Raw genomic sequence first — 25,331 nt, 5'->3', positions numbered from 1 at the left:
AGATTGGGTTCTGAGTAGAAATTATCAGTTATTTTCGAGCTACTAAAATACAATTATTAATTTTTTGTGTTTAGTAATTGGTTGATTTTTTATTTACACTTACTTTTGCACAAACCATACAGATGTACAAACAATTACTTCGTCCGTTATTTTTTCAATTCGATCCAGAAAAAATTCATCATTTTACCTTTTCGTTAATAAAATCGACCTCTAAAATACCGGGTATTCCTTCACTTTTTAAAAGTTTATATGTTATAGAAGATGAGCGATTAGAACGCGAATTGTTTGGATTGAAATTTAAAAATCCTGTTGGGTTGGCAGCGGGTTTCGATAAAAACGCAGTGTTGTATAATGAATTAGCGAATTTTGGTTTTGGTTTTATTGAAATTGGTACGGTAACCCCAAAAGGACAAGCTGGAAATCCTAAAAAGCGATTATTTAGGCTAAAGGATGATAAAGGTGTTATTAACCGAATGGGTTTTAATAACGAAGGATTAGAAGCCGCTATTTCTCAACTAAAAAAGAATAAGGGTAAATTAATTATTGGGGGAAATATTGGTAAAAATACCCAAACAAAACCCGAGGATTATACCAAAGATTATTTGGAGTGTTTTAATGCATTGCATCCTTACGTTGATTATTTTGTACTTAATGTTAGCTGCCCAAATGTTGGTAGTCATGCTAAATTAAACGATAAAGATTATTTAGAAGAATTAATTGCAGCTGTACAAAAAGCTAACAATACGTTTAATGTGCAAAAACCTATTTTGCTAAAAATTGCACCCGATTTAAACAATAATCAATTAGATGAAATTGTTGATTTGGTTAAAGAAACTAATCTTGATGGTGTTATTGCTAGTAATACATCTACAGATAGAAGTCATTTAAAAGCTTCAAAGGAGCGATTAGAAGAAATTGGTAATGGCGGTTTAAGCGGACAACCTATTAAAGATAAAAGTACGAGCGTAATTAAATACCTTTCAGAAAAGAGCAATAAGTCTTTTCCAATAATTGGAGTTGGCGGTATTCATTCTGCTAACGACGCTCTAGAAAAAATTGAAGCTGGTGCCGATTTAGTTCAAATTTATACCGGCTTTATTTACGAAGGTCCTAGTTTAATTAAGCAAATAAATAAGGCTATTTTAAAATCTATTTAATGAATTTTTTAACCACGCTATTGTAAGCATCGTTTAAAGAAATTAAATAACTTCCTGCAGGTAATTGGTTTACGTCTATTTCAGGTGAAGATAATTCACCTCTTAACACTATTTGACCTTGTAAATTAGATATTCTATAATTTACGGCACTTTCAAATGATGTTAAATTAAATTTTAGATAACCACCAGAAACAGGATTAGGATAAACTCGAATTTCAGAAAGTACATTAGTTCCAGATAAGTCCATATCATCTGAAGCAAAATCTTCTTTAACCAATTTGTAGTAAGCATACATTCTTGCAAATTGTGCGTTCGAGAATTGTGATCTACAAGATTTACTTGCATAAGACATGATGTTTGCTGTATCTGGCGCATACGTATCTCCATTTGCATCGGTTAAACCGCCAATATAATTACAATTAGTATCGACATTCTGGTTTGTTAAACCAGGATCTGCAGGTGTGTCGCAAATACCATCGCCATCTGTGTCACAGTTACTGCCATCTACTAGTTCAGTTGTAGTACCATTATCACTCCAGCCATGGGTATGAACTAATGAAAATATATGTCCAATTTCATGAGCTAAAGATGTTGTATTGGTAGCACAACTCGTTTTCATAGCGATAACGTTAAAACGTTCTTCGGTAAAACCACAAATGCTTTCTCCAGAAGTGTTTTCTAAAAAATCAATAAAATAAATATTTATAGCTTCAGAACTATAGTTGCTTGTTAAGAGTGTTTTTTCGTTGCCTTTTTTAAAATGATATAAAGCATCATTATTAATATAGTTGATTCCTTCATAAAGGTAAAAACTCATTTTCGCACTCTCGTAAATTTCGTTTAAGTTTTCAATAGCGGCATTCAAATCATTAGCATGAAAATCAGAATTTCCTTCTGAAGTTCTTATGATATGCGCTTTAATTGGAATATAATTTAACTCAGCTTTGGTGGATGATTTTTTTGCAGTTTTTATGTTAAACTCAGTTTCAAACTTTTTGAGTTCAGATTTTAGGCTTTTATAATAATCGGCACGTTCGTTGGATATTGTAGTACCACAATAATTTTGCGCATACATAAAAGTTGTACCTAAAAAAAGTAGGATACAGTAAGACAACAGGGCTAATATATTTATTGCTTTGGGACTTTGCATATAACAAAATTAGGAGGAAGGAGTTGTTTTGTAAAAAAAAGACGATAAAACTATATAATACTCGTTTAAAGTATTAAATGTTAACTTTTTAAGATGAAATACAATGAGGTTATGATGGTTATTTGTGATCTAAAATGAGAAAAATTAATTTATTCTATAAATAATTCGTGAATTTGATAATTGGTTGGGTATTTGAAAATTTATACTATTGTATTTTATTAATTTAATAGTTTATATTTATCCTTTAATATTAAACGAATTAATGCCAGAAAAAATCAAAATAATCGAATGCCCTCGCGATGCTATGCAAGGTATAAAAGCATTTATTCCTACCGAAAAGAAAGTGCAATACATACAGTCGTTGTTACGTGTAGGTTTCGATACTATAGATTTTGGAAGTTTTGTGTCTCCGCGAGCCATTCCACAAATGGTTGATACCGCCGATGTTTTAGCGCAATTAGATTTAAGTAAAACAACTAGTAAACTGCTAGCCATAGTTGCTAATGTAAGAGGAGCACAAGATGCATCGCAACACCAAGCGATAAGTTATTTGGGTTTTCCATTTTCAATATCAGAAAACTTCCAAATGCGTAATACGCATAAAACAATTGCACAATCGGTCGATACACTAAAGGAAATTTTAAATATTGCAGTAAAAACCAAGAAAGAAGTGGTGGTTTATATATCAATGGGTTTTGGTAATCCTTACGGCGATCCATGGAATGTTGATATTGTTGGCGAATGGACCGAAAAACTAGCTAAAATGGGAGTTAACATATTATCGCTAAGCGATACCATTGGCAGTTCTACTCCAGAAACTATTAGTTATTTGTTTTCAAACTTAATTCCAAAATATAAGAATATTGAGTTTGGGGCACACTTGCATACCTCGCCGAATTCATGGCACGAAAAAGTAGATGCGGCTTATAGCGCCGGCTGTTTGCGATTCGATGGCGCTATTAAGGGCTACGGTGGCTGCCCAATGGCAAAAGATGAACTTACAGGAAATATGCCTACCGAAAAACTATTATCTTACTTCACAGCAATGCATGTTAATAATTTAGATGCCATGAGTTTTGAAAGCGCTTACAACGAGGCGCTAAAAATTTTCAATAATTTTCAGTAATTTTAACGTTTATTTAGATTAATTAAAAATTTTCTTTTTTAATCGAAAGGTGCATATTATATTTGCGCGCAACTATTTTAAATTAATCTAAATAAACTAAAAATGAAAAAGATTGTTTTAAGTGCTCTTGTTATGGGGAGTTTTTTTGTATCCTGTTCTAGCGACGATAATGGTGGAGATTCTGGAGTAGTAGCTCCTGCATCTTATTCTTTTACTAGAGATGGCGAATCTACAGTAGATTTTAATGGACAAACCACTAGAATTTTAATGGGAGAAGAGTTTTTATCGGCACTAACAGAAACTAGTAATTCCGAAGCGGTTTTAGACGCTATGTTTGCACATGCCGAAGGAGAAAGCGATTTTAGCGATGCTGATTTAAATGCATCAGATAAAAATATTAGAAGTAAAACAGCTGCATCAACCGATTATTTTTCTGCAAATACAACAGATGCAAGTGCTATTAAAGCTGATTTTGATTCTTGGATTGCTGCACAAGTTGATGAAGTTTTCCCTAATTGGGATACCGATGCTGTTTCAGGAACTGCGGGTAAAATTCAAGAAGCTGGTGGTGGTTCTACAAGATATGTAAACGCAAAAGGTTTAGAGTATAACCAGGCAATTAATAAAAGTTTAATTGGTGGTTTAATGGTAGACCAAGCTTTAAATAATTATTTAAGTCCTACGGTTTTAGATGCAGGAACTAATTTAGCAGATAATGATGCCGATATTGTTGCCGATGGAAAATCTTATACAAACATGGAGCATAAATGGGACGAAGCTTACGGTTATGTTTATGGATTAAATGCCGATGCTACAAATCCAAATGCAGATTTAGGAGCAGACAGTTTTTTAAACAAATATATTGGTAGAGTAGAAGATGATGCCGATTTTGCTGGTATTGCAGACGATATTTACCAAGCTTTTAAATTAGGAAGAGCAGCAATTGTAGCTAAAAATTACGATGTGAGAGATGCTCAAGCCGAAATTATTAAAGAAAAAATATCTGAAGTAATTGGTGTAAGAGCTGTTTATTACTTATTACAAGGAAAATTAAATTTAGGTGTAGATTATGCTTCTGCATTTCACGATTTATCTGAAGGTTTTGGTTTTGTTTATAGCTTACAGTTTACAAGACAACCAAATTCAGACGAGCCATATTTTACTAAAGCAGAAGTAGATGCTTTTATTGCAACCTTAACAGATGGTAATGGTTTCTGGGACATTTCTACCGACGATTTAGATGCTATGGCAACAGAAATAGCCTCTCGTTTTAACTTCACAACAGAGCAAGCTGGAAGTTAATTCACATACATAATTAATATACTTCTTTAAGTTGCTGTTGTATTAATTTACAATAGCAACTTTTAGTATTTTTGTAAAAAAAATAAAAATGAAAAAAATTATTCTAGGAACTATAATTATTGGCTTCATTATAGCTTGTAGTTCTTCTTCATCTGGTGGCAGTGGTGGAACTACCGATAATTACGACAGAAGCGCACTTCTTGTAAATTTAGCCGATAATATCATTATTCCGGCTTTTCAAGATTTAGAAACCGAGCTTTCGGCACTAACAGAAGCTAAAAACAATTTTGTAGCTACACCAAATCAAGCCAATTTAGAGGCTTTAAGAGCATCTTGGTTAACTGCTTACACAGCATGGCAGTATGTTGAAATGTTTAATATTGGTGAAGCAGAAACGGTACTTTATGGTTTCCAAATGAATATTTACCCAACAAATATTGACGATATATCAGCAAATATAAATTCTGGTTCTTACGATTTAACACATCCAAATAACAACGATGCTGTTGGTTTTCCTGCTGTAGATTATATGATATACGGTTTAGCCGATAACGATACCGATATATTAACGTTTTACCAAAGTGAAAACTATACAAGTTATCTTTCAGATTTAATAGATCAAATGAAAAGCTTAACATCAAGTGTTTTAACAAACTGGAATAGTTCTTACCGAAATACTTTTGTAAGCCAAACAGGTAATACAGCAACAAGCTCTTTAAATAAATTTACAAACGATTTTATTTATTATTTTGAAAAAGGATTAAGAGCGAATAAATTTGGAATTCCAGCAGGCGTTTTTTCTACAGATCCTTTACCAGAAACAGTTGAAGCATTATATGCCAAAGCATTTTCAAAAGATTTAGCTTTAGAAGCTTTAAGTGCCGTTGAAGCTGTTTTTTATGGCGATGCCTTTTCAGGAAGTGGTTCTGGTGAAAGTTTTGAAAGCTATTTAATTAGTTTAGATAGAGCCGATTTAGTAACCGAAATTACAACTAAGTTTGAAGATGCCAGAGAAAAAATTGAAGCTTTAGATGATAGTTTTTACGATCAAATAAATACTGATAATACAAAAATGACTGAAGCTTATGATGCGTTACAGTTATTGGTAGTATCTTTTAAAGTTGATATGTTACAAGCCTTCGATATTAGCGTTGATTATCTTGATGCCGATGGCGATTAATTTTTAAAATATTTTAATTAAAGGTTGCTTTAAAGCAACCTTTTTTTGTTAAAACGAACATGAGTTTAAGCTCGTATTTAAATAAAAAAACAAATGCAGCACCATTAGCAGTTTTTAGAATTGCTTTTGGCATCATGATGTGTTTAAGTATTGTTCGTTTTTCGTGTCATGGTTGGATAGAAACCCTTTATTTACAGCCTAAATTTCATTTCTCTTATTATGGTTTTTCTTGGGTTAAACCACTTGGTAATTATACTTATTTACTTTTTATAGTTTGTGGTTTAGCTGCGTTATGCGTTGCTTTTGGGTTAAAATACAGGTTGGCTATTATTACCTTTTTCTTAAGTTTTACTTATATCGAGTTAATGGATAAAACAAGCTACTTAAACCATTATTACTTTATAAGTTTATTAAGTTTTTTAATGATTTTTTTACCGGCGAGTGCATACTTTTCGGTTGATAATTTAATTCGAAAAAAGACTTTTAAAAACGTTCCTAAATGGAGCATAGATAGCATAAAATTACTACTTGGAATCGTCTATTTTTATGCTGGTTTGGCAAAATTAAATTCCGATTGGTTATTAAGAGCTCAACCTCTAAAAATATGGTTGCCTTCAAAATACGATTTACCCATTATAGGCGATACTTTAATGCACCAAACTTGGTTTCATTATACTATGAGTTGGTCGGGTATGTTGTACGATTTATGTATTCCTTTTTTATTGCTTTATCGTAAAACCAGAATATACGCCTTCGTTTTAGTGGTGTTTTTTCATGTGTTTACACGAGTTTTATTTCCAATTGGTATGTTTCCGTTTATCATGATTGTAAGTTCATTAATATTTTTTGAGGCGGACTTTCATCAGAAAATAATAAGTTTTTTAAAACTGATTTTAAATAAGCTCTCATTTAGTTCTAAACGAGTACCTCATTTAAAAATCTACGATTATTACACTATAAACTTTAAAAAAGCAACGCTAACTATTGTTGGGCTGTTTTTTATTCTGCAATTAACAATACCATTTCGTTATTTGCTTTATCCCGGAGAATTATTCTGGACAGAAGAAGGTTACCGTTTTTCGTGGCGCGTTATGCTTATGGAAAAAATGGGAATTGCTACTTTTAAAATAGTTAATGCAGAAACAGGAGCCTTTTTTTATGTTGATAATAGCGATTTTTTAACACCATTCCAAGAAAAGCAAATGAGCTTTCAACCCGATTTTATTTTAGAGTACGCACACTATTTAGGCGATCATTTTACATCTCAAGGGCATAAAAATGTACAAGTGTTTGTAGATAGTTATGTGGCACTTAATGGACGTTTAAGTGCGCCGTTTATTGATAAAACCGTAGATTTGTATGCCCAAAAAGAATCGTTTAAATCAAAATTTTGGATATTACCTTTTAAAGATGACATTAAAGGACTTTAAATTTATAATAGCACTAATTTTTAGTGTGTCTGCTTTCTCTCAACAAGACGTTACCGGTGTGGTAACATTTCAAGAAAAACCTGTAAATGCCGTTAATGTTTACGACAAAGATTCAGGTTTATTAGCCATTACAGATGCTACTGGAACCTTTAAATTTTCAACAGAAAAAATAAATTTAACTTTAGTGTTTTATGCATCAGAATACGAAATAAAAGAAGTTATAATCAACTCCAAACAATCCAATAATTTAAAAATCGAACTATATAGTTTAGCCACCGAACTGTCTGAAGTGGTTGTAAATGCGAATAAACGTAAAGCGTTCGAATTAAAACGTTTAAACGATGTTGAAGAAACTGCTATTTACGCTGGTAAGAAAACCGAAGTGGTTTTAATAGATCAATCTATGGCGAATTTGGCAAGTAATAATGCGCGCCAAATTTATAGTCAAGTAGCGGGCTTAAATATTTACCAAAACGACGATGCTGGTTTGCAATTAAATATTGGTGGTCGTGGCTTAGATCCAAACCGAACGGCTAATTTTAATACCAGACAAAACGGTTACGATATTAGTGCCGATGTTTTAGGTTACCCAGAAAGTTATTACTCGCCACCTGCAGAGGCTTTAAGCGAAATTCAAATTGTTCGTGGTGCGGCTTCGTTGCAATACGGAACACAATTTGGTGGTTTGGTTAATTTTAAGTTTAAAGAACCGAACCCTTCAAAACCATTAGAGTTTATTACAAGAAATACTTTAGGAAGTTTTGGCTTGTTTACAAATTTTACAAGTGTTAGCGGAACACAGAATAAATTCAGTTATTATACTTATGTAAATTATAAAAAAGGTGATGGGTTTAGGCCAAATTCTGAGTTTGAATCTATAAACACTTTTGCTCATTTAGGCTATCAATTTTCCGAAAAAACTAAAATTGAGGGCGAGCTTACTTATTTAAATTATTTAGCAAAACAAGCGGGCGGTTTAACCGATGATATGTTTTACAACGATCCTTATCAAAGTAATCGCGCTAGAAATTGGTTTAAAGTAGATTGGTTACTCTATAATTTAAAATTAGCCCACGAGTTTAATGCCAATACCAATTTTACTTTTAATTTTTTTGGATTGAATGCATCGCGAAAAGCTTTGGGTTTTAGAACAAACCGTGTAAGTCAAGTAGATTCTGGTGAAGAGCGCGATTTAATTGTAGGCGATTTTAATAATTTTGGTTTCGAGTCTAGATTACTAAGTAAGTACACAATTTTAAATAAAAATGCCACCTTTTTAATAGGAACTAAATTTTATAAAGCCAATAATTATCAAAGACAAGGCCCTGGGAGCGATGGTGCTGATGCTGATTTTAATTTTTATAATGATACTTTTCCTAATTACTCAGATCAATCGGAATTTGATTTGCCAAACTTTAATGTTTCTGTATTTGGAGAAAATATTTTTTACGTCACCGATAAGTTTTCGGTAACACCAGGATTTAGATTTGAATATATTAAAACCGAAAGTGAAGGTTTTTACAAACAAATAAATACAGATGCTGCTGGAAATGTAATTTTTGAAGAAGATGTTGCTGATAATAGAAATTTTGAACGCTCGTTTGTTTTATTGGGCATTGGGTTAAGTTACAAACCTAATAGTAGTTTAGAGTTTTACGGAAACGTTTCGCAAAACTACCGTTCGGTTACATTTTCCGATATAAATATTGCTAATCCTGCTTTTTCCATAGATCCAGATATTACAGATGAAGAAGGTTTTACTGCCGATTTAGGTATGCGAGGAAATTACAAAGGTTACGTGTCGTACGATGCAGATTTGTTTAGTTTGTTTTACAACGAAAGAATTGGTTTTGTACAAAAAGAATCTACCGATGGAAGTCTTACAAGCCAACGTGGTAATGTTGGAGATGCTGTTATGTATGGTGTAGAGTCTTTATTCGATTTTAATTTGAAAAAGATTTTTGGTTTGAATAATAATATTCAGCTTAATTATTTTATAAACACTTCAATAATTAATTCGGAGTATACAAGTTCGGAAGAACCGGGAGTAGAAGGTAATAAAGTAGAATTTGTTCCCGATTTAAATTTAAAAACAGGTTTAAATGGTGGTTACAAAAATGTACTGGCGAGTATTCAATATACCTATTTGGGGCAACAGTTTACAGATGCTACAAATGCAACGGCAGGAAGTATTAGTGGTGTTATTGGAGAAATTCCAGCTTACGATATTTTAGACCTGTCGTTGTCGTACAAATACAAAAAATTAAAGCTTGAAACAGGCGTAAATAATGTTTTAGATAATGCCTACTTTACAAGACGTGCAACCGGTTATCCGGGGCCGGGAATTATTCCTTCGGCGCCCAGAAATTGGTATGTTACTTTGCAAATTAAGCTTTAATACATGATATTTTAAGTGAATAAAATGAGTGATCTACTGTGCGATATAAAAATTGCGAGTTAAATTTCTTTAAGAATTTTTTAACATATTGAAATTAAACTTTGTAAGAGAAACGCAGTCTTAAAATAAACCAACCAATCACTAAATTGAAAAAAACACTTATTTTGCTTGCGTTAAGCTTTTCTGTATCGTTGTTTGCGCAAAAGTTTACGCTAGAAGGCTTTGTTAAAGATAAAGATTCACTTATTCTAGAAGCCGCTACGGTCTATTTGCAAAGCATATCCGATAGTATTCCTATTGCTTACGGTATTACCAATAGAGCGGGAAAATTTTCATTACAAGTAAATACGTATGATGAGGCTAAAGCGATTTTTAATATTGCTTACATGGGTTACAAGCCCTATAGTAAAGTTATAAATGCACCAAAAGGAGATGCCTTAAACTTGGGGACACTTGTTTTAGAGGATCAAGCCGAAGCCTTAACAGCAATATCTATAATTGCAAAAGCGCCTCCTGTGGTTATAAAAAAAGATACGATTGAGTATAATGCCGATAGTTTTAAAAGTTTACCCAACGATAAGGCCGAAGATTTGCTAAAAAAACTTCCTGGTGTAGAAATTGATGCTGATGGTTTGATTACTGTAAATGGTGTTGAGGTTGAAGCTATAAACGTTGATGGTATGCCGTTTTTTGGCGAGAAAAATGGAGAAATAGCTTTAAAAAATTTACCCAGTGGCGTTATTAGTAAAGTACAGGTTACCGATTTTAAAACGAATTTGCAAAAGTTTACTGGTGAAGAATCGGATTCTGGTACAAAAGAAATCAATTTTAAAATTAAAAAAGGGAAAAACCGAGCCATGTTTGGCGATGTTAAATTGGGCGCCGGAACAGACGATAAATATCAAGGGAATGCCAATGTTTTTCAAGTACTAGATGGTAAGCAACTTGGGGTTATTGCTGGTACTAATAATATTAATATGTCGCGTGGTTTTAATGCCTTGCCTAACACCGACACAAGTACCGGGTATTTAGAATCGGATTTTGTTGGAGCCAATTTTAGCAAAGGGAAATGGAACGAAACCCGAATAAATTCTAATTATAACTACAGCGCACAAGATCGTGAAACGGAGCAAATGAGTTATAGGGAGAATTTTTTACCAGATTTAAATTATATTACAGAGTCTGAAAACAGAGGTTATAACGAATCGGATAGCCATAAAGCCAGAGCTGATTTGCAGTATATTGTAGATCCTAAAAATAAATGGTCTAAAAACCGAGTTAAAATTTCCAACGAAACTAATTTTAATACATCAAATACAATATCTGGCTCCGAAAACGCAAGCACGTCGTCGTATAGTGATGGAGCGTTGGTTAGCGATTACATATCTCGAAATAGTACAGAAGCTTCAAGTTATAATATTCAGAATAATTTCGATGTTACACCATCTCAAGGTGGCGGTAATTACTTTAATATAGGCGTAAATACTAATTTTAGTAAATCGAATAGCGATGTAAATAGTTATTCTGAAAATGTTTTATACAACAGAAACGACACCATAATTCAGAATCAAGAAAAATACAACGAAAGTAAATCGAGTAACATTAACTTAAATACAATTTTAGTTAAAGAAGTGTTCGATGATTTTAGGGTAATGCCACGTTATTCGGCAACAGTAAATACGAGCTCTACCGAAAATTTCATTTATGATTTTAATGAAGATTCTGAAAGCTATAACGATTTTAATGAAACTTTAAGTACCGATAGTAGGTATGTTACAACAACGCTTCGTCCGTCATTAAAATTAAGATACGATTTAAACGATATTAGATTCGAGATTGAAGGTGCTCATACAACAACTTTTAGAGATTTTAAAGATGAGCTTATTGAAGCGCGAAATTTTAAGCGAAATTTTAAATATGTAACATTTGGCGGGCGTATTCGCTACCGCGATGAAAAAGGTTATAAACGCATTTCTTTAGATTATAATCAGGATGTAAATTTACCATCGGTTAGCCAGTTGCAACCCGTAGAAGATGTTAGTAATATAACCCACATTCGTGTTGGAAATCCCGATTTAGCACCGCAAGTAGATCATAATTTAAGGTTTCGTTATCAAAACAATATCGCCTTTCATAACATAAATGTTTCAGGCGATGCACGAGCCGAATTTACTAAAGACAAAATTATAAATTCAACCATAACCAATTCCGATTTAAATAAGTATACTACCTATACCAATTTAAATGGCGACTATAATTTACGTGGTAATGCTTCGGTTTCAAAATCATATTTCAATAAAAAAATTAATTTTAATTTAAACGGAAGTGTCATGGCAAGTTTCGATAATAGCTTGTCTTTACAAAACGGACTTAAATTTACGGCTCAAACTACAACCATCCGTCCAAGGATTTCGATAAACTGTTTGTATAACGAAATTATAGATCTTAGTACAAGCTACAGTTATTCAACTGTAAAAAGTGTTTACGATACCGATAGTTTTAACGATAACAGCTACTTTATTCAGAATTTACAATTTAACTCCTCAATCTTTTTTATAAAAGACGTTTTGTTTATTACCAATAAAGTGTCATATCGCTACAATAGTCGTGTAGGCGACGAGTACGATGCCGATGCTGTTTTTTGGAATGCTGGTTTAGGGGCAGAACTATGGAAAAATAAAGCCACTGTAACACTTGTAGGTTACGATGTTTTAGGAAAAAATAATGGCTATCGACGCACGGTAACCGATACCTATATACAAGATGTTGAAAACCGAATTTTAGAGCAGTATTTCATGCTTAATTTCACCTATAAATTTGGAAGTTTTGCTGGCCAACGTATGAATTTTGATTCAAATAGTCGCCGTAGAGGACGTCGCGGATAGGTGTATATTTTAAAGTTTTTTGTTTTAATTGATGAGTTTAAGCGATACATTTTAGTGTTGAACTTATAAAAGAGATATTTGTAATTAACTTAACATTAAATTTAGAATCAAATTAAAAAATGATGCTAGAAATTATGTATATTTGCACGCAATTATAACGTAATTGCAACATGAACGCACATCTTAACAAAATAGTAGGAGAAGGACTAACCTACGACGACGTTTTATTAGTTCCAGCTTTCTCCGAAGTTTTACCTCGCGAAGTTAACATACAAACAAAATTTACACGAAACATTACCATTAATGTACCTATTATTTCGGCGGCTATGGATACCGTAACCGAAAGTAAAATGGCTATTGCTATGGCTCAAGAAGGTGGTATTGGTGTGCTTCATAAAAACATGACTATAGAGCAACAAGCGCTAAAAGTACGTCGTGTTAAACGTGCAGAAAGCGGTATGATTTTAGATCCTGTTACTCTACCGTTAACAGCTAAAGTTAGAGATGCTAAGCAAAATATGGCAGAGCATGGTATTGGCGGTATTCCTATTACAGACGATAATGGTATTTTAAAAGGGATTGTTACAAACCGTGATTTACGTTTTGAGCATGATGATGAAAGATTGATTACCGATGTTATGACCAGTGAAAACTTAGTAACTGCAGGTGTTGGTACATCGTTGGTTGATGCTGAAGCAATTCTTCAAAAACATAAAATTGAAAAATTACTTATTGTAGACGATACTTATAAACTTACAGGGTTAATTACTTTTAGAGATATTACTAAATTAACGCTTAAACCTATTGCTAATAAAGATGAATTTGGCCGTTTACGTGTAGCCGCTGCCATTGGTGTAACTGGCGATGCTGTAGAGCGTGCTGAAGCTTTAGTAAATGCAGGTGTTGATGCTGTAGTTATCGATACGGCTCATGGACATACAAAAGGTGTTGTAGGTGTTTTAAAAGCTATAAAAGAAAAATTCCCAACCCTTGAAGTTATTGTAGGGAACATTGCAACGGGTGCTGCTGCTAAATATTTAGTTGAAGCTGGTGCCGATGCTGTAAAAGTAGGTATTGGTCCAGGGTCTATTTGTACAACACGTGTGGTTGCTGGTGTTGGTTTTCCTCAGTTTTCTGCAGTGTTAGAAGTGGCTGCTGCTATAAAAGGTAGCGGTGTTCCAGTAATTGCCGATGGAGGAATTCGTTATACAGGCGATATACCTAAAGCTATTGCAGCTGGAGCCGATTGTGTGATGTTAGGTTCGCTTTTAGCAGGTACTAAAGAATCTCCAGGAGAAACTATTATTTACGAGGGACGTAAGTTTAAGTCTTACCGTGGCATGGGATCGGTTGAAGCAATGAAAGAAGGTAGTAAAGACCGTTATTTCCAAGATGTTGAAGACGATATTAAAAAGTTAGTTCCAGAAGGTATTGTAGGTCGTGTACCGTATAAAGGTGAATTGTTTGAAAGTATTCACCAATTTATTGGAGGGTTACGTGCAGGAATGGGATATTGCGGATCAAAAGATATTGAAACCTTAAAAGAAACAGGACAGTTTGTAAAAATTACAGCTAGTGGTATTAACGAAAGTCATCCGCATGATGTAACCATTACTAAAGAATCTCCTAATTATTCTAGATAAAACTAGGTAATATGTTTATATAAAAAAAGGCTTGAGTTTTTCTCAAGCTTTTTTTATAATTTATAAATATCATGAATTTGAGCAATATTAAAGCCTGCTTTTATAACAGTTTGTGCTTCTTTACTGTTTAAATTAATTACAGGATTGGTATGATTAAAATGAATAAATACAATTTTGTTTTTTTCAGAAAGGGGTAAGTTTTTAAATAAATCTAAGCTTTCTAGAATAAAGGGATGGGGAATTTGAGACATATCGCGGTTATTTAATTCTTTACCACTAAAAAATGTGGCATCAACAAAGGCGTAGTCAACAGTTTTAATTTCTTCAATTATGCTTTTTTCCCATTTACTCCATTTATCAATGTCTGGGATAAATAAAGCGGATTTGTTTTTACCTTTTATTTTGTAGCCAACCGTTTCGGAATACTCGTCTCTGTGTGGTACTAAAAAAGGCGTGACGTTTAGGTTGTTGGTTAAAGTTATTGTTTGCCCATCTTGAATATCTTTTAAAATAATATTTTCAGTTTTAACTAACTGGCTCCAAGGTCCGTTGCTTTCTAAAAATGTTTTCATTTTAGGCATGGCGTAAACAGGAACTTTACTGGCATTCATAGCTTCTTTACCCAAATACATTAAGCCCGTATAATGCCCAATGTGTGCATGTGTTAAAAATATACCATCGGGAATTTCGTTGGTGTTTTTTATCTTTGGATTAACAAGCGCCTTAGTTTGTGTTACAAAATCGGGTGAAGCTTCAAACATATATTTCTTTTCAAATTCATTATCAATTAAACCTAAAGAAACTACCTGTCTGTTTTTATCTGGATTATTAAAAAGTGTTTTGCAGCAATCTTTTTGGCAACCAATTTGTGGAGAACCAGCATCTTGAATGGTTCCAAGAATTATGATAGCTGTTTCGTTTGGGTTTATTTGGATTGTAGAGGTTTTTGTGTTGGATTTCGCGATGTTTTTTTCTTTACATGAAAAAGACATTAGTATTACTAAAAGGAGTGCTATTTGAGTTCGGTTCATTTTATAAACGTTTTATGATTTGCCAAGTTATTAAAATTGAAAACAAGTATGCAATGGGTGTAAATAAAAAAAGCAACTAAATTAATAGTTGCTTTTTTTAACTGTATTACAAAAAGATTTTTTAAGTGAAAACTACTTCAATAGCGAAAGTTACTTCTAAGTCTGTGCTACCACCTGCATTATCAGAAGATCCGTCGTTTGGTTTTGTAGGTTCGTGCTTTAAAACTATAGTTAATGACCCAGTACCAGCATCGCCTGTTGTTAAAGATGTTTCAATTCCAATTGGGTTACCGTCGTCATCTACATCGTCTTTTGTGATTACGATATCTGAAATGGTAGAAGTATAGAAAAATTCGTGCTCGTCACCTTCTTCTTCAACTTCTTCAGTAATGTCTTCAGCAGGATCTTCTGTTTCGTTTAATAATTGAATAGTACCAGTATAGGTTGTGTTTGCTATAAAAGATCCAGAAACAGTAGAGCCACCTCCTAAATCGTCATAAGTAAGGGTTACTGTATTTCCGTTGTCGTCTTCTAAAGTGTAAATAATTGTTGTTATTACTTCTTCTTCGTGCTCATGATCGTCGTGATCGTCGTCGTTAGAACAGCTTACTAAAGCTAAGCTCGAAATAAAAAATAATGCAAGTAATTTTACTGTTTTTAATGAATTTAAGTTTTTCATGATTATTGTGTTAATAATTTAATTTGATTTTAAGGTTAAAATTTCGACCTAATTCATCTGCGAAATATCGAAGCCTATTAAGGTATTCTCTGTACGAGGTATTAAAAAAATTTTCAATATTAAATTCGATTTTTAAATTCCCAGTTTTAAATGCTTTAAAGCTAGCAGAACTATTAAAACCAAATAATGAATAGGTTGAAGGCGGTGTACTAATATCGACATACACGTAGTCGTCAATAGTAGCATTATAGGTGTAAAAATTGTAATCCGGGTAGTTTTCTTTGTGTAATACAGTTTTTTGATTTAAACTAATTGTTAATTGGTTTAAATCTTTATTATAATAGGTAATTTTATTTATAAAATTGCTAGAGGGCATGTGAATAAGCGCTACATCATCGGTTAAATTATCACCTTGTAGTAAGCTAATACTACCATTATAGCTGAATTTTGAACTTATTTTTTTGTCAATATCTACATCTACACCATAAATTCTAGCATCATCTTGTTGGTATTCCCAAACAGGAAAAGTACCTCGAATTGTTGTTTCAATATCGACAGGAACAAGTTGAAGGTAATTTTTAATATAATTAAAATAAGGACTAATACTAAAACCAAAATTTTGATGTTTGCGTTGTAGCGAACCAATAAATTTATGTGCTGTTTCTTTTGTAAAGGTTAGTTTACCAATTTCAATTCTAGCTGTACTATGATGAAGTCCATCGCTAAACAATTCTGATGGGTTTGGCATTCTAGAGGCTAAACCATAATTGAAAAACAGTTCAAAATCGTTTTGATAATGTTTGGTATAACCTAAATTGGCAGAATACGTTTGAAATGTAAATTCTGGGAAGGTTAAAATATCACTATTTTCAGTTGTTCCCGACTCAAATTCTGGGAATAACTGGTCGTAGTTGTTATTTTCCCAATCTTCGATTTCGTACCACTTCGAAGCTTCAATTTTAGAAAAATCGTATCTAAATCCAGCACTTATTTCAGAAAATAAATTTAATTGATGTTCTGCTGTGGCGTAAAATCCTGCATCATATTTGTCGTAATCTGGAATTATTGGGTTTGAGCCAGTTCCAAATACGGCATTATTTTCTTGAAAACGGAGTAAAAAACCAGTGTTAATCTTCCAATTATTAACAGCATCAATTAATAGATTAGGCTGAAACGAGGTTGTAAATAATCGTAAGTCTATTACAGGAATACTAGATCTGTCGCCTCGTCTTGTATCGAACTCTTTTCTTCTATTTATTTGAAAATCGTATTGGGCCGTTAGTTTACCAAGTCCTTTAAAACGTTTATAGGCTTCAACTTTTGCTAAATGATGTAAAACTGTTTGTCTTGGAGTTTCTATTGCATAAGAAAAATCTTCTGTTATGCGTGGTTCTGGACTGTTTATTGCTGAAACCAAATCATTTACATTTCCAATATGTGATGAAGCTAAAATTCCTAATTCTTTATTAACGAAACTGTAGTAGGCATCAAACCCTTGTTCAAAACTATTATAACCAAATGCAAATGAAGCATTTAAGTTTTTTGTTCCAGTATTCGTTAAATAATAATCGGGCGCTTTAAAATCGCCAAATTGCTTATAGTTTGCTTGAATTTTACCATAAAAACCCGATTTGTAAGTTTTAATAAGTTCGCTGTTTACAATGCCACCTAACCCATTAGAGTTAAAAGACAAAGTACTGCTACCAAATAAACTATCTGTGGTCGCATATTTTTTAGGTTTAATTAATATTAAACCACCAATCGCATCGCTTCCATATCTTAAAGATGTGGCGCCTTTTACAACTTCAATGCTATTGGATGCATTTATGTCGATGTTTGGTGCATGCTCGTCTCCCCATTCTTGATCGAATAAACGTACACTGTTATTAATAATTAAAAGACGACTACTGTGTAAGCCATGAATCATGGGTTTTACAATAGTGCTTCCGGAGTTCAATGATGATATCCCGCTTATGGTGTTTAAGGCATCTCCCAACGATTTGTCTGTGAAATCATCTATAGTTTTTTGTTTAAGCGATTGCGATATACTTGTATTCTCTGCTCGAATAGTGGTATTAACAACCACTTCATTAAGCTCATCTAAATGGTGCTCTAACAAAATGGTTTCAAAAGCATTTTCTTTTAATTCAATAGAAATAGTTTGCGTTTCACAGCCTATGTGCGACACTTCTATAGTTATATTTTTATTACAAAGATTTTTTAAAGTAAATTTTCCATTAATGTCACTAACGGCATAATTATTTGTGTTAAGTACTTTAATTGCTGCATTTTCTATTGGGGTGGTGTTATGAAAATCTATAACTTCACCTTTAAGAGTATATTCGCAATTCTGACTTATAACAACCGCATTAATTAGAAAACATATTGCTACAAATATATTTTTCATTTAATAAAATAAACGATTACTAAAATGGTTTAAAGTGTAATTTATTTAATATTAAATGTAAGCCGGTGGCGCTCTTAAAGAAAACGATAGGTGTTGCTGTTTTACTACGAAGTTGTAAGTTTTAAGGGCTATTTTGTTTGAAGCTAAAACTTTTAAAGTAGCAAATGTTTGTGTTGTAAGTGTAAAAAAATGATTTAATTGAAATTTTTGAAATTCACAATTATGATCTATGTTATGAACGTGAGCAGAGGCATCTGATGTACAGCATGAATACTCGTGCTCATGATGCTCGAATATATGATTAACTTTAATTAAAGTAGGCAAAAATAAAGTCGCCGTAATAGTTAAAGTTAAAATTTTAAAAACGATATGTTTTGTTATTGTATTCACTATTCTTTTAAAAACTTGAATCCAAGTCTTCTAAGCATCTTTTTTTCAAAATTCCAGAAAAATTTGTGTTGCCCAAAAATCCAGCCAAAAAATACAAGCAGGAATTGATAAACAACGAAAAGCAAAAGTATACGAATTACCCAATAAAAAAAAGGATTTAACGTTTCTGTTGTAATATTTAAGAAACTTAAAATGGGTTTACCAATGTAGGACGCAGTAGAACCTGTAATGGCAAATACAATAAAAATAACAGCAATTTGCCAATTACTTGTAATGCCCCAGCGTTCTTTTAACTTTTTCAATTTTCTAATTTTCAACAAAAATAAGTAAAAGCTTTTAAATTCTAGGTGTGAAGCTTCCTAACCTTTGGTTGTATTTTAACTGAAAATAAATAAAATAATTATAAAGCTTATAATTTACTTCGTAACCATAATCTATATTAGGTTGGTAATCAATTTGTAATTCGTATAAGTTTGGACTAAACCTGCTTGGTTGTAATACGCGGCTATTCCATTCGATAACATATTGATAATTGCGCGATTCCATAAATTGTTGTGAATAATAGCCTTCTGGTCTAGCGGTGCTAGCTAACCAATAGTTGTAACCAGGTTCGATAATTATTATTTCGTATTCTACTTTATCACTCGAAATCTTAACAGTATCGTTATCTTTTATGTTTTGTAAGCGTTTGCTTTTAGAAGAAATAGGTCTTTTTTGGGTGTTGCAGTTAAAAATAAATGCGCTACATAGAATAATTAATAAAACTAAATTTCTCATGATAAATTTTAATCTAAAAGGATAAGAGTTATAGCTTAAATTAATTGTTTTATTGTTATTTACCAAAAAAGCGTTAAGGAAAATGCTTAACGCTTTTTTAATTCATTTTATTTCCGTTATAAATTATTTGCCAAAAAGACCGCCTAATAAACCTCCAAGTCCACCTTTTTTATTACTTCCGCCAAGTACCATACCAGCAACATCATCAACAACACTACCATCTCCATCGGCATCCAGAATAGATTCCAAAAAGCTTTGTTCTTGTCCTGCAGAATTTCCACCAATTAAGCCACCTAATAAATCGGTAATACCACCAGCATTACTAACGTTATTTTGTTGCGTTTGTTTACCTAAAACTCCCATTAAAATTGGAGCGGCAACTTTTAATATTTGCGCTACAGAACCAGCATCCATTCCAGATTTTGCTCCCAAAGTGTTAGTTACGGCTTGTTGTTTTCCTCCTAAAACGTGTCCTAAAATTTTACTTCCATCGTTTAAAACGTTATCGTCAACACCACTATTAAATAAACCACCAAGATTATCTAAAATACTACCATCGTGTTTACTACTTAAAGCATTCATTAATCCTGCAGCACCTTCTGGTGTAGAAGCGTTACGTTTCATAGCTTGCATTAAAACAGGTAGAGCCATAGTTAATACACTTTGTGTTTTTTCTTGCGGTTGATTAGTTTGTCCAGCAACACCACTAATCAAGGTTTTTCCTAAGTCGCTGTTTAATAAATCTAAAATTCCAGACATGTTAATTTATTTTAATTGTTTTAATAAAATTGGATATTCAATGTACAAAAAAAGTCCTAACCTTTTATAGTTAGGACTCAAATTATATGTTTAGGTCACATTTTATAGTTTCTTATCCAAGAATACTTATAATTTGAGATGCTAATTCTGTACCAATTCTATCTTGCGCTTCGTTTGTCGCTGCACCTGTATGAGGTGTTAATGACAACGCAGGATTCATTAATAATTGCATTTCTGGTTTAGGTTCTTTTTCAAAAACATCTAAAGCTGCTCTGGCAACTTTACCATTTTCAATAGCTTTTACTAAAGCCACTTCGTTTAAAACACCACCACGAGCTGCATTGGCTATTATAACACCATCTTTCATCATATTGAATTCAGCTTCATCAATTACATAATCTTTTTGAGCTGGCACGTGTAAGGTTAAAAAGTCGGCTTGTTTTAATACATCTTCTTTAGAAATAGTTTTAATTTCGAAGTTTACTTTTTGACCGTCGAAAAATTCTAATTCTAAATTAGCTTCTTCCATAAATGGATCAAAAGCTACTACTTTCATTCCAGCACCTAGGGCTACTTTTGCCGTAGCTTGACCAATACGACCAAATCCTAGAACACCTAATGTTTTTCCTTTTAACTCGGTACCTTTAGCATAAGCTTTTTTTAATCCTTTAAAGTTACTGTCGCCTTCTAAAGGCATTTCGCGGTTAGCGTTATGTAAAAAACGTGCTAAACCATAAAGGTGACCAAAAACTAATTCGGCAACCGAGTGCGATGAAGCGGCAGGTGTATTAATTACGCTTAAGCCTTTTTCACGAGCGTATTCTACATCAATATTATCCATACCAACACCACCACGACCAATAATTTTTAGGTTTGGGCAGGCATCAATTAAATCTTTTCTTACTGTAGTTGCACTTCTTACTAATAACACAGAAATGTCATTTTCGTTTATGTAATTAATTAATTGTTCTTGAGCTACAGTTGTGGTAGATACTTCGTATCCGGCTTTTTCTAAGGCGTCAATTCCGCTTTGTGAAACACCGTCGTTTGCTAATACTTTCATTTTTTTGTTTTATTTTTTCATTTCCGTGAAAACGGAAATCTTATATAATTATTTAGTTTGGTTAGATTTCCAATTTCTTGGAAATTTAAACGTTATAAAATTATGCTTTACGTTCTAATTCGCTCATAACTTCAACTACAACTTTTACGCTATCTAAAGGTAATGCGTTATACATTGAAGCTCTATAACCACCTACACTTCTGTGTCCGTTAAGTCCATTAATACCAGCTTCTTTTAACATGGTTTCAAAGGTTTCTTTAAGGTTTTCGTTTTCAAGTGTAAAGGTAGCATTCATGTTCGAGCGATCTGCTTTAGATGCAAATCCTTTAAATAAAGGGTTTAAATCAATTTCAGAATACATTAAACGTGCTTTCTTTTCATTTTCTTTTTCTATAGCAGCTATGCCTCCTAAACCTTTTAACCATTCTAAGGTTAGCATTGAAGTGTAAACAGCAAAAACAGGAGGAGTATTAAACATACTGCCTTTATCTATATGGGTTTTATAATCCATCATAGAAGGGATTTTTCGAGATACTTTACCTAAAACATCTTCTTTAACTACAACAAGCGTTGTGCCTGCTGGTCCCATGTTTTTTTGCGCTCCTGCGTAAATAATATCGAATTTCGAAAAATTTAAAGAACGAGAAAAAATATCACTACTCATATCGCACACCATTGGTATTGGCGAGTTTGGGAATTCTTTCATTTGAGTACCAAAAATAGTATTGTTAGAGGTACAGTGAAAATAATCGTAATCTTCAGGAATTTCGTAGCCTTTTGGAATGTAATTATAATTAGCATCTTTTGACGATGCTACCTCATAAATATCGTCATAAATTTGAGCTTCCTTAATAGCTTTTGCTGCCCAAGTACCAGAATTTAAATATCCAGCTCTTTTTTCTAATAAGTTTAAAGCTACCATTAAAAATTGTGTGCTTGCACCACCTTGTAAAAATAAAGCCTTGTAACCTTTGCCTTCTAGTCCTAAAAGTTCTAAGGCTAGTGCTCTAGCGTTTTCCATAATGTCTACAAACGCTTTGCTTCTATGTGAAATTTCAATTAAAGATAATCCGCTATTATCTAAGTCTAATACAGCTTGCGATGCTTTTTGTAAAACTTCTTGAGGTAAAATACATGGTCCTGCGCTAAAATTGTGTTTTTTCATCTGTTTGGTTTTTGTCTTATTTCTTATTTCAGATGCCATCTTAAATAAAGAAATTACTGCTTTAAAACTTAATTTAAAGTAAGTAATTTTAGCTATAATAAGATTTCATTTTTGTGAAAAAAATTAAGGTGTAAAGTTGGTGATAAATTGAGTATTTTATGTTAAAAATTCAATAATTTTTTTACGGAATTGCTAATAAAAATTCAACAGAATCGATACTATCCGCATAATCGTTTAGATTAGGCATTTGAGTATGCCCGAAGGCAATTTCATCATTACTAAAATTGCGCGCAACAATGCACTGAATTTGCTCTTTTTCAGAATTTAGCTTTTCTTTTAAAACTCCAACGTTTTCGTAATATTCATAAAACAACGTAGCAATTGGTGATGCATAACTTTCATCTTCTTTTATCATAAAAAATCCGTTTTCCAGCATGTCAAATTCGCTCATTAAATACACTGCTTTATTATAGTCGTAATTATTCGCATATTTAGCATGTTCAATAATGTTGTGCCAATGGTAAATACCCTCAAAAAAGACGTTAAAATTATAGCCTTTGGGCACATACATTTTCGATACATTACGACACCCTAGGCCATAATATCTAAAAATATCTTCAGCTAAATTTTTTAAATCGTCAATAGTTTCGTTACCAGTTAAAACAGCAACCGAGTTCCTGTTTTTTCTAATTATAGATGGTTTATTTTTAAAATAATATTCAAAGTAACGAGCCGTATTATTGCTTCCTGTAGCAATTACAGCATCAAAATTTTCTAATTTTTCTTCTGTAAATTGTATTTTGCCCTTAAAACTAGGTTCGGCATATTCTAAATATTTAGCTAAATAGGGTAGTAGTTGTTTATCGTTACTCGATTGTTTTACTAAAACATTATGTCCAGTAATTAAAACACTTAAAAAGTCGTGAAACCCAACTAAAGGAATATTTCCTGCCATAATTATAGCAACAGTTTTTGGTGGAATGTTGCCTAATTTATACGGTTTTAACCATGTTTTTAAGTTTGTTGTAGTAAGTGCATTTGCCCAATTATTTATAGAAAAAATTAAGTTTTCTGTTGTAAACCAACCATTATGTTCTTGGGCAAGTTTTAATTGGTGTTTAAAGCCATCGAAAAATAAATCGTTATTTTTAATATTATTTTCCTTTTTTATTGTTTCGTTTGAAAATTGTTTTAAAAACAACCCTAAATTCACAAAAGCATTAATTCTCTGTTCTAATTGCATTCTAATTTGGTTATGAATGGTTTTGGCTTTATTTTTGCAACTGCAAATTTAAGGAAACTATAATGAGTTCTTGAATTTTAAAAACAAAAATTACTATGGCAATTATAATAACAGACGAATGTATAAATTGCGGTGCTTGCGAACCAGAGTGCCCAAATACAGCAATATATGAGGGTGCCGACGACTGGCGCTATAAAGATGGAACAAGTTTAGAAGGTTCTGTTGTTTTACCTAACGGAAAAGAGGTGGACGCAGATGAGCCGCAAGAACCTATAAGTGATGATTTATATTACATTGTTCCAGATAAATGTACAGAATGTAAAGGATTTCACGACGAGCCACAATGTGCTGCAGTTTGCCCTGTAGATTGTTGTGTGCCGAATGAAGACGTTGAAGAAACTGAGGAGGAATTATTAGCAAAACAACGCTTCATGCATCCAGAAGGATAATTTTTAAATATTATTATACAATTATAAAAAATCCTGAGTTTTTAACCTCACGATTTTTTTTGTTCTTAAATTGCTCCTTTAAATAATTAAAATACAAGTGAAAAAGGCCTTTTTATTAATTAATGGCGAACCGCCTAAAACCTTTCCAGATTTAAGTGAATATGATGTGGTTTGTGCCACCGATGGCGGTTATAAACATTTATTAGCGCATAAAATTACACCACATTTTATTAGTGGCGATTTCGATTCGTTAAATAATTTGCCTCAAGATATTGAAGTAATACATACTCCAGATCAAGATTTTACAGATTTTGATAAGGTTTTAAAAATTTTAAAAGAAAGAGGCTTTACTCATATTGATGTTTATGGCGCTAGCGGACAAGAACAAGATCATTTTCTTGGAAATTTAAGTACAGCTGTACAATGGAATAATGATTTTAATTTGATGTTTTTTGATAATTACGGTTACTATTTTTTAGCCGATAAGTATAAAAAAATTAACAACTGCAAAAATAAAATAGTGTCTTTAGTTCCTGTTTTTGAGGTTGATGGTGTTACCACAAAAGGCTTAATGTATCCTTTAAATAATGAGTCTTTAATTTTTGGAAAGCGCATAGGAACGCGCAATATAGCCATTGAAGATTCGGTTGAAATTATGCACGAAAGCGGACATTTGTTTGTTTTTATTAATGATAGATGATGAATATGAAAGGTGAAAAAAACTTAGAAGAACTTATAAAACATATGAAGCCTAGATTAAATAACGGCGAGTATGTTTTTGTAAGCTTACCTAATATTGATAATATTAAAAGGGAAGATACACTTTTTGAATTTAAAGAAACTGAAGGTATTACCATTGTGCTAGAAAAAAGTAAAGCAGATGCTTTAAAGTTGAAATACCATTTTGTAGCTTCTTGGATTACTTTGCAGGTTCATTCTGCGCTTGAAGCTGTTGGTTTAACTGCTAAATTTTCGGTAGAATTAGCACAACATAATATAAGCTGTAATGTGGTTGCTGGTTATTTTCATGACCATATTTTTGTAGATAAAACAGATGGTTTACGCGCAGTGAAAGTTTTAGAGCAATTGGCAGATAG

Annotated in this window: 22 protein-coding genes; 11 read left to right on the top strand and 11 right to left on the bottom strand. The window is 32.6% G+C overall.

The features are described 5' to 3' along the window. Window positions 1-122 precede the first annotated feature (122 nt). Window positions 123-1,157, top strand: coding sequence for a quinone-dependent dihydroorotate dehydrogenase (locus PW52_RS14940; RefSeq protein WP_044633786.1), 1,035 nt, complete (start codon window positions 123-125; stop codon window positions 1,155-1,157). Here the strand turns inward: PW52_RS14940 and PW52_RS14935 are convergent. Next, complete coding sequence (locus tag PW52_RS14935) at window positions 1,150-2,307, bottom strand: zinc-dependent metalloprotease (protein WP_082050928.1); 1,158 nt, start codon at window positions 2,305-2,307, stop codon at window positions 1,150-1,152. The genes PW52_RS14940 and PW52_RS14935 overlap by 8 nt on opposite strands. A 262-nt stretch (window positions 2,308-2,569) precedes the next feature. On the opposite strand from PW52_RS14935, the gene PW52_RS14930 reads away from it, so the two are divergent. The 7 genes from PW52_RS14930 to guaB all read left to right on the top strand — a co-directional run bounded on the left by PW52_RS14930 (window position 2,570) and on the right by guaB (window position 14,271). Continuing rightward, window positions 2,570-3,433, top strand: coding sequence for a hydroxymethylglutaryl-CoA lyase (locus PW52_RS14930; RefSeq protein ID WP_044633818.1), 864 nt, complete (start codon window positions 2,570-2,572; stop codon window positions 3,431-3,433). Between the two features lie 102 nt (window positions 3,434-3,535). Further along, complete coding sequence (locus PW52_RS14925) at window positions 3,536-4,735, top strand: DUF4856 domain-containing protein (RefSeq protein ID WP_044633784.1); 1,200 nt, start codon at window positions 3,536-3,538, stop codon at window positions 4,733-4,735. 88 nt (window positions 4,736-4,823) lie between these two features. After that, window positions 4,824-5,915 (top strand): imelysin family protein, encoded by a 1,092-nt coding sequence (locus tag PW52_RS14920; RefSeq protein ID WP_044633783.1) that lies wholly within the window; start codon window positions 4,824-4,826, stop codon window positions 5,913-5,915. Window positions 5,916-5,974: 59 nt separating this feature from the next. Further along, window positions 5,975-7,345 carry an HTTM domain-containing protein gene (locus PW52_RS14915; RefSeq protein WP_044633782.1) on the top strand — a complete coding sequence of 457 codons (1,371 nt, stop codon included), beginning with the start codon at window positions 5,975-5,977 and terminating at the stop codon, window positions 7,343-7,345. Beyond that, window positions 7,326-9,743, top strand: a complete 2,418-nt coding sequence (locus PW52_RS14910; protein ID WP_044633781.1) for a TonB-dependent receptor domain-containing protein — start codon at window positions 7,326-7,328, stop codon at window positions 9,741-9,743. The genes PW52_RS14915 and PW52_RS14910 overlap by 20 nt, the downstream gene beginning before the upstream one ends. A 146-nt stretch (window positions 9,744-9,889) precedes the next feature. Then, window positions 9,890-12,628: an outer membrane beta-barrel protein gene (locus tag PW52_RS14905; protein WP_131454011.1), complete on the top strand. Its 2,739-nt coding sequence runs from the start codon at window positions 9,890-9,892 to the stop codon at window positions 12,626-12,628. Between the two features lie 170 nt (window positions 12,629-12,798). Further along, the gene (guaB, locus tag PW52_RS14900; RefSeq protein ID WP_044633779.1) at window positions 12,799-14,271 is read left to right on the top strand and encodes an IMP dehydrogenase; all 1,473 of its coding nucleotides are present in this window, start codon (window positions 12,799-12,801) and stop codon (window positions 14,269-14,271) included. A gap of 53 nt (window positions 14,272-14,324) precedes the next feature. On the opposite strand, the gene PW52_RS14895 is transcribed toward guaB, so the two are convergent. From PW52_RS14895 to PW52_RS14850, 10 genes are all read right to left on the bottom strand, one after another. Further along, window positions 14,325-15,302: an MBL fold metallo-hydrolase gene (locus tag PW52_RS14895; protein ID WP_044633778.1), complete on the bottom strand. Its 978-nt coding sequence runs from the start codon at window positions 15,300-15,302 to the stop codon at window positions 14,325-14,327. 121 nt (window positions 15,303-15,423) lie between these two features. Beyond that, window positions 15,424-15,981, bottom strand: a complete 558-nt coding sequence (locus PW52_RS14890) for a hypothetical protein (protein WP_044633777.1) — start codon at window positions 15,979-15,981, stop codon at window positions 15,424-15,426. A 10-nt stretch (window positions 15,982-15,991) separates the two neighbouring features. After that, the gene (locus PW52_RS14885; protein WP_044633776.1) at window positions 15,992-18,388 is read right to left on the bottom strand and encodes a TonB-dependent receptor; all 2,397 of its coding nucleotides are present in this window, start codon (window positions 18,386-18,388) and stop codon (window positions 15,992-15,994) included. A 51-nt stretch (window positions 18,389-18,439) separates the two neighbouring features. Beyond that, on the bottom strand, window positions 18,440-18,778 hold the full coding sequence (locus PW52_RS14880) for a hypothetical protein (RefSeq protein WP_044633775.1): 339 nt from the start codon (window positions 18,776-18,778) through the stop codon (window positions 18,440-18,442). Beyond that, the gene (locus PW52_RS14875; RefSeq protein WP_044633774.1) at window positions 18,778-19,080 is read right to left on the bottom strand and encodes a DUF6787 family protein; all 303 of its coding nucleotides are present in this window, start codon (window positions 19,078-19,080) and stop codon (window positions 18,778-18,780) included. The genes PW52_RS14880 and PW52_RS14875 overlap by 1 nt, the downstream gene beginning before the upstream one ends. A 34-nt stretch (window positions 19,081-19,114) precedes the next feature. Next, window positions 19,115-19,555 carry a DUF6146 family protein gene (locus PW52_RS14870; RefSeq protein WP_044633773.1) on the bottom strand — a complete coding sequence of 147 codons (441 nt, stop codon included), beginning with the start codon at window positions 19,553-19,555 and terminating at the stop codon, window positions 19,115-19,117. A gap of 123 nt (window positions 19,556-19,678) precedes the next feature. Further along, complete coding sequence (locus PW52_RS14865) at window positions 19,679-20,314, bottom strand: DUF937 domain-containing protein (protein ID WP_044633772.1); 636 nt, start codon at window positions 20,312-20,314, stop codon at window positions 19,679-19,681. Between the two features lie 112 nt (window positions 20,315-20,426). Next, on the bottom strand, window positions 20,427-21,377 hold the full coding sequence (locus PW52_RS14860) for a D-2-hydroxyacid dehydrogenase (protein WP_044633771.1): 951 nt from the start codon (window positions 21,375-21,377) through the stop codon (window positions 20,427-20,429). 100 nt (window positions 21,378-21,477) lie between these two features. Further along, the gene (gene serC, locus PW52_RS14855) at window positions 21,478-22,542 is read right to left on the bottom strand and encodes a 3-phosphoserine/phosphohydroxythreonine transaminase (RefSeq protein WP_044633817.1); all 1,065 of its coding nucleotides are present in this window, start codon (window positions 22,540-22,542) and stop codon (window positions 21,478-21,480) included. A gap of 181 nt (window positions 22,543-22,723) precedes the next feature. Then, entirely contained in the window at window positions 22,724-23,785 is a 1,062-nt protein-coding gene (locus PW52_RS14850; protein ID WP_044633770.1) for an acyl-CoA reductase, read from the bottom strand. A 95-nt stretch (window positions 23,786-23,880) separates the two neighbouring features. On the opposite strand from PW52_RS14850, the gene PW52_RS14845 reads away from it, so the two are divergent. The 3 genes from PW52_RS14845 to PW52_RS14835 form a co-directional block, all read left to right on the top strand. Further along, window positions 23,881-24,234 carry a 4Fe-4S dicluster domain-containing protein gene (locus PW52_RS14845; protein ID WP_044633769.1) on the top strand — a complete coding sequence of 118 codons (354 nt, stop codon included), beginning with the start codon at window positions 23,881-23,883 and terminating at the stop codon, window positions 24,232-24,234. Between the two features lie 97 nt (window positions 24,235-24,331). Next, window positions 24,332-24,934 carry a thiamine diphosphokinase gene (locus tag PW52_RS14840; RefSeq protein WP_240475194.1) on the top strand — a complete coding sequence of 201 codons (603 nt, stop codon included), beginning with the start codon at window positions 24,332-24,334 and terminating at the stop codon, window positions 24,932-24,934. 44 nt (window positions 24,935-24,978) lie between these two features. After that, window positions 24,979-25,331: ACT domain-containing protein (locus PW52_RS14835; protein ID WP_240475193.1), on the top strand; the 353-nt coding region annotated here is incomplete at its 3' end.

The sequence above is a fragment of the Neotamlana sedimentorum genome, from assembly GCF_000943565.1.
GTDB lineage: Bacteria > Bacteroidota > Bacteroidia > Flavobacteriales > Flavobacteriaceae > Neotamlana > Neotamlana sedimentorum.
The sequence above is the reverse complement of the archived record's forward strand: the minus strand, read 5'-3'. Positions and strand labels throughout refer to the sequence as shown.

Excerpts from the sequence above, each read along its gene's own strand:
- PW52_RS14940 (WP_044633786.1), top strand. The coding sequence starts at position 123 with ATGTACAAACAATTACTTCGTCCGTTATTTTTTCAATTCGATCCAGAA.
- PW52_RS14935 (WP_082050928.1), bottom strand. The coding sequence starts at position 2,307 with ATGCAAAGTCCCAAAGCAATAAATATATTAGCCCTGTTGTCTTACTGT.
- PW52_RS14930 (WP_044633818.1), top strand. The coding sequence starts at position 2,570 with ATGCCAGAAAAAATCAAAATAATCGAATGCCCTCGCGATGCTATGCAA.
- PW52_RS14925 (WP_044633784.1), top strand. The coding sequence starts at position 3,536 with ATGAAAAAGATTGTTTTAAGTGCTCTTGTTATGGGGAGTTTTTTTGTA.
- PW52_RS14920 (WP_044633783.1), top strand. The coding sequence starts at position 4,824 with ATGAAAAAAATTATTCTAGGAACTATAATTATTGGCTTCATTATAGCT.
- PW52_RS14915 (WP_044633782.1), top strand. The coding sequence starts at position 5,975 with ATGAGTTTAAGCTCGTATTTAAATAAAAAAACAAATGCAGCACCATTA.
- PW52_RS14910 (WP_044633781.1), top strand. The coding sequence starts at position 7,326 with ATGACATTAAAGGACTTTAAATTTATAATAGCACTAATTTTTAGTGTG.
- guaB (WP_044633779.1), top strand. The coding sequence starts at position 12,799 with ATGAACGCACATCTTAACAAAATAGTAGGAGAAGGACTAACCTACGAC.
- PW52_RS14895 (WP_044633778.1), bottom strand. The coding sequence starts at position 15,302 with ATGAACCGAACTCAAATAGCACTCCTTTTAGTAATACTAATGTCTTTT.
- PW52_RS14890 (WP_044633777.1), bottom strand. The coding sequence starts at position 15,981 with ATGAAAAACTTAAATTCATTAAAAACAGTAAAATTACTTGCATTATTT.
- PW52_RS14885 (WP_044633776.1), bottom strand. The coding sequence starts at position 18,388 with ATGAAAAATATATTTGTAGCAATATGTTTTCTAATTAATGCGGTTGTT.
- PW52_RS14870 (WP_044633773.1), bottom strand. The coding sequence starts at position 19,555 with ATGAGAAATTTAGTTTTATTAATTATTCTATGTAGCGCATTTATTTTT.
- PW52_RS14865 (WP_044633772.1), bottom strand. The coding sequence starts at position 20,314 with ATGTCTGGAATTTTAGATTTATTAAACAGCGACTTAGGAAAAACCTTG.
- PW52_RS14860 (WP_044633771.1), bottom strand. The coding sequence starts at position 21,377 with ATGAAAGTATTAGCAAACGACGGTGTTTCACAAAGCGGAATTGACGCC.
- serC (WP_044633817.1), bottom strand. The coding sequence starts at position 22,542 with ATGAAAAAACACAATTTTAGCGCAGGACCATGTATTTTACCTCAAGAA.
- PW52_RS14850 (WP_044633770.1), bottom strand. The coding sequence starts at position 23,785 with ATGCAATTAGAACAGAGAATTAATGCTTTTGTGAATTTAGGGTTGTTT.
- PW52_RS14845 (WP_044633769.1), top strand. The coding sequence starts at position 23,881 with ATGGCAATTATAATAACAGACGAATGTATAAATTGCGGTGCTTGCGAA.